Source organism: Skermanella sp., from assembly GCF_059503625.1.
Genome location: NZ_JCACHA010000162.1, coordinates 1 through 3,627 on the forward strand (window position 1 = coordinate 1; position 3,627 = coordinate 3,627).

A 3,627-nucleotide genomic window follows, 5' to 3' on the forward strand; every position below is an offset into this window, starting at 1 on the left:
GAGCCGAACCGACCCCGAGAAGAGAGGTAATGGCCGGAGGGTCGCTGGCCGGAAAGGTCAACTCGATCGCAAGGTCGAGAGGATCATCCGCTGCCGGTGGCGTGTCCGCCCAGGATGCTGGGTCCTGAACCTTGATCCGATCCTGCTGGAGCGGCACGGCGGTGTTGCGGCCAGGGGGTTCGTGCGTCTTATCAGTTGCGAGGGTTGAGATGATCGTCCCGCCACAAACTTGGTCCATGACCGGATGGAAAATGCTCACAGCCACATCCTCCTCTTGAGCAACATGGTTATGGAAGGCCCCCGCAGGGCGGCAGGCCCGTGCCGGATCCGCAGTCCTGGCGTGATTGGATTTGTGCAATTCCGTTGGCGCTTCAAGACATTGGCGGGATGTCTGGGCGCAAAATCAGCCAAGGGACGGACACCTTGAAGGTCAGCAGCGGCCTGTGTTCCAAACCCCCTTGAACGGGGTCACGCGCTACCTAGATCACAATCGCCGGAGCCCGTGAGGGATCGGCAACCATGGCGCCCCTTCATGGCGCGCTCGTACCCATGTTGCTCAAGAGGAGGATGTGGCTATGGGCATGATCGACTTTGCCCCCCTGTTTCGACCGCCTGTCGGTTACGATCAACTGCTCGATCTGCTCGATCGCGCCCTGCGCTATAGGTGGCCGAGGACCAGGTGACCGCCTCGGTCAGCAACGGCGTGTTGACGGTGGCGCTGCCCAAGTCGCCCAGGATGGCGAACAAGGCCAGGCGCATCCAGATCAACGCGTCATAACAGGACCGGTGCGCCGCACCTCCGGTCCGGCGGGCGGCGCGCCGGCATCCTCCAGGTGTCGGGAGACTGCCATGCGGACGAACCTTGTGCGAATTGACAGGAAAACTCATTCGTCGAACACCACGAACCGGGTGATCGCGCCGGATCAGGTATCGTTGCTGGATCGATCGACCGCCGCCAATGACGTTGCTTCAGCATTTTCCATGTCCGGGGATCCTCCAGGCAAAATGACCATCAAACATGAGCCGGGCAGCAGCACGGCCATGTCGGGCAAGGTTGAACGGCACGGGGACGTCCCCTGTCAGGACGAGCCGGTCGGCCTCTGGATGCAGTGGATGCAGGAATGCCTGGTAACCTTCGAGGCAGGTGCCCAGTGGTGGGGTAACGCGGGTCCGGATCGGCACTTGCTTGCGACCCTGGATCATTTGGCTAATCCGAGATGCTGGGACCAGAACGAAAAATCCGCCGAGCCGGCCCAAGATATGGCGTCGGTGGAGGAGGCCATGCTGCCTCCAATTCCGGCGAACGCGAACGTCTCCCAGGTTTCCGGCTCCCGGTTTTCCGGTGAACTTCGCGTTGCCTGACGGAGGCCCGCCATGCGCACGCCCGACCGGTGGAATTGGAACGACTGGATCGACCCGAACGATCAGGAACCGGTGGATCCCAATCAGGAGCACCTGATCCGTTGGGGTCTGACGGTGGCTTTTTGCCTGTTCTTCGCTTCTCACTACCCAGGGGAGGTGATGCCGATCAAGCTGGCGGGTTTTCTGCTTCTGGGCGCCATCATAGCCGCCATCGGCGCGGGTCTGCGCGAGGAAGCAATCCTGGCACCACATCTCACCCGGTGGGACGAGGCGGCCGCTTCGGCCGCACTCGGCCTGCTGGTGCTGATCGCATCCCCGCTGCTTCGCGGCCTGGCGACGTGATCGACCACGATAAACGGCTGTCCGGCCGGTCTTCCGAATGCTGGGAGCGGAACTCCCTGCGCGACGGTTGGACGCCGTTCGTCAGCCGCGCATGATGCGGATCGGTCGGACAGTGTGTTCGGACAGGGGCTGCGCCGGTTCGGCGGCATCTGTCGCCGGACTGATATGACTGCCGCGGGAATAGCTCCACCGTCGTCTTGCGAGTCCGCTTGCGACGCTGGCAGATCGACAAACTGGAACGCACAGCAGAGTGGTCACAACATGGTTGCAGCAAACTCCTCGATCTTCGTCCCAATCGCTCATGCGCTTGCCGTCGCCCTGATCGTCTGGGGGGTGGCACTGCCCGTGCCCGCGGCAAGTCAGGAGCCGGCGGTCCCAACGCTGGCTCCCATGCTCCGCGAGGTCACGTCCGGCGTGGTCAATATCGCGGTGAGGGCGCGGGGACCGAGCGTGAACCCGCTGTTCAATGATCCATTCTTCCGGCGGTTCTTCGACCTGCCGGACATGCCGCAGCAGCCGCGCGAGACGTCCGCGAGCGGCTCCGGCGTCGTCGTCGATGCGCGCCGGGGCTATGTGCTGACAAACAATCACGTCGTCGCGGAAGCCGACGCGATCGAAGTCACCACCAAAGACAACCAGCGTTACCCAGCCCGGCTGGTTGGGCGCGATCCTGGGACCGACATCGCCGTGCTGCAGATCCAGGGCCAGGGGCTTCAGGCGGTGCCGCTCGGGGACAGCGATCGACTGCAGGTCGGTGACTATGTGGTGGCGATCGGCAATCCGTTCGGTCTTGGCCAGACCGTCACCTCGGGCATCGTCAGCGCTCTGGGGCGCGGCGGTCTCCGCGTCGAAGGCTACGAGGACTTCATCCAGACCGACGCCTCGATCAATCCCGGCAATTCAGGCGGTGCGCTGGTCGATCTGCGCGGCCGTCTGGTCGGGATCAACACCGCCATCCTGGCACCCAGTGGGGGCAATGTCGGTATCGGCTTCGCTGTGCCGATCAACATGGCGCGTGCCGTCATGGACCAGATCATCGAGTATGGCGAGGTCCGCCGCGGACGCATTGGCATCGCCGTGCAGGACCTCACGCCCGAGATCGCCACCGCACTGCAGGTCGGCACCTCCGAGGGCGCCGTCGTTGCCCAGGTCGAACCGGGATCTCCGGCCGAGCGTGCGGGTTTGCGGCGCGGCGACGTCGTGGTCGCCATCGACGGGGTCCAGGTTCACAGCTCCACTCAGGTCCGCAATCACGTCGGACTGAAGCGCGTCGGGCAGGCGGTGGCCCTGACCATCGAGCGTGACGGTTCCAGGCGCGTCCTGACCGCCACGATCCAGGACGATCAAAGGTCCGGTCGGCGCTAGAAGCAGGATCGGACACCGAGCGGGTTCGGGCCAGCACCGACGCAAACGTGCCGATCAGCGGGAGCCTTGACGGTGATGATCGCATCAGGGGTGAGGGACCGGCAGCACCCGTCTGACGAGTTTCTGGTTATCGGGACGAGTGCCAGCCTGCGCCAGCCAGGCCTCGCTGCTGGGCGTTGTTGCGTTCCACGGGAACCCTCAGCCTTATGGCTGTTCCAGCCGGCGGGACAAGGCAACGTCGGATGGTTCTGTCAGGTTTTGGGGCCAGTTGCGCAGCAGGCAGGCGTCTGATTACCAGAAGCCGTATCATGCGGCGGAGATCAGGTCCCGCAGCGCAGCCACGCGCTGGACGTGGATGACCCGTCGACGAGCGAGAGAGACGTTCTGGTTGATGTAGGTAGCCGGTCGCAGGAAGTTGCGGATCTCGTCGAAGGCGCGGCAGAAGCGATGAGCCGCATCGAAGTTCTTGAATCCCCGCATCGGTCGATAGCGTCCTTTTATGCCCCGGTGATTCTGTTCGATCATGTTGTTTTTATACTGACTGGTACGGTGGTCGAC

6 protein-coding genes are annotated in these 3,627 nt (G+C 63.6%); 4 read left to right on the forward strand and 2 right to left on the reverse strand.

Going from position 1 to position 3,627, the window contains the following annotated elements; translation table 11 throughout:
- On the reverse strand, positions 1-259 hold a 259-nt coding region (locus AC5JJ6_RS04360), incomplete at its 3' end, for a hypothetical protein (protein WP_496040873.1).
- A gap of 420 nt (positions 260-679) precedes the next feature.
- Here AC5JJ6_RS04360 and AC5JJ6_RS04365 point away from each other — a divergent pair.
- The 4 genes from AC5JJ6_RS04365 to AC5JJ6_RS04380 all read left to right on the forward strand — a co-directional run bounded on the left by AC5JJ6_RS04365 (position 680) and on the right by AC5JJ6_RS04380 (position 3,069).
- Positions 680-778 (forward strand): Hsp20 family protein, encoded by a 99-nt coding sequence (locus tag AC5JJ6_RS04365; protein ID WP_496040874.1) that lies wholly within the window; start codon positions 680-682, stop codon positions 776-778.
- Between the two features lie 71 nt (positions 779-849).
- Positions 850-1,362: a hypothetical protein gene (locus AC5JJ6_RS04370; RefSeq protein WP_496040875.1), complete on the forward strand. Its 513-nt coding sequence runs from the start codon at positions 850-852 to the stop codon at positions 1,360-1,362.
- Between the two features lie 12 nt (positions 1,363-1,374).
- Positions 1,375-1,704 carry a hypothetical protein gene (locus AC5JJ6_RS04375; RefSeq protein ID WP_496040876.1) on the forward strand — a complete coding sequence of 110 codons (330 nt, stop codon included), beginning with the start codon at positions 1,375-1,377 and terminating at the stop codon, positions 1,702-1,704.
- Between the two features lie 261 nt (positions 1,705-1,965).
- Positions 1,966-3,069: a Do family serine endopeptidase gene (locus tag AC5JJ6_RS04380; protein ID WP_496040877.1), complete on the forward strand. Its 1,104-nt coding sequence runs from the start codon at positions 1,966-1,968 to the stop codon at positions 3,067-3,069.
- Positions 3,070-3,375: 306 nt separating this feature from the next.
- Here the strand turns inward: AC5JJ6_RS04380 and AC5JJ6_RS04385 are convergent.
- Positions 3,376-3,627 (reverse strand): DDE-type integrase/transposase/recombinase (locus AC5JJ6_RS04385; RefSeq protein ID WP_496040878.1); only part of this gene is annotated, 252 nt, incomplete at its 5' end.

Coding starts and splice junctions, on each gene's coding strand:
- AC5JJ6_RS04370 (WP_496040875.1), top strand. CDS start 850: ATGCGGACGAACCTTGTGCGAATTGACAGGAAAACTCATTCGTCGAAC.
- AC5JJ6_RS04375 (WP_496040876.1), top strand. CDS start 1,375: ATGCGCACGCCCGACCGGTGGAATTGGAACGACTGGATCGACCCGAAC.
- AC5JJ6_RS04380 (WP_496040877.1), top strand. CDS start 1,966: ATGGTTGCAGCAAACTCCTCGATCTTCGTCCCAATCGCTCATGCGCTT.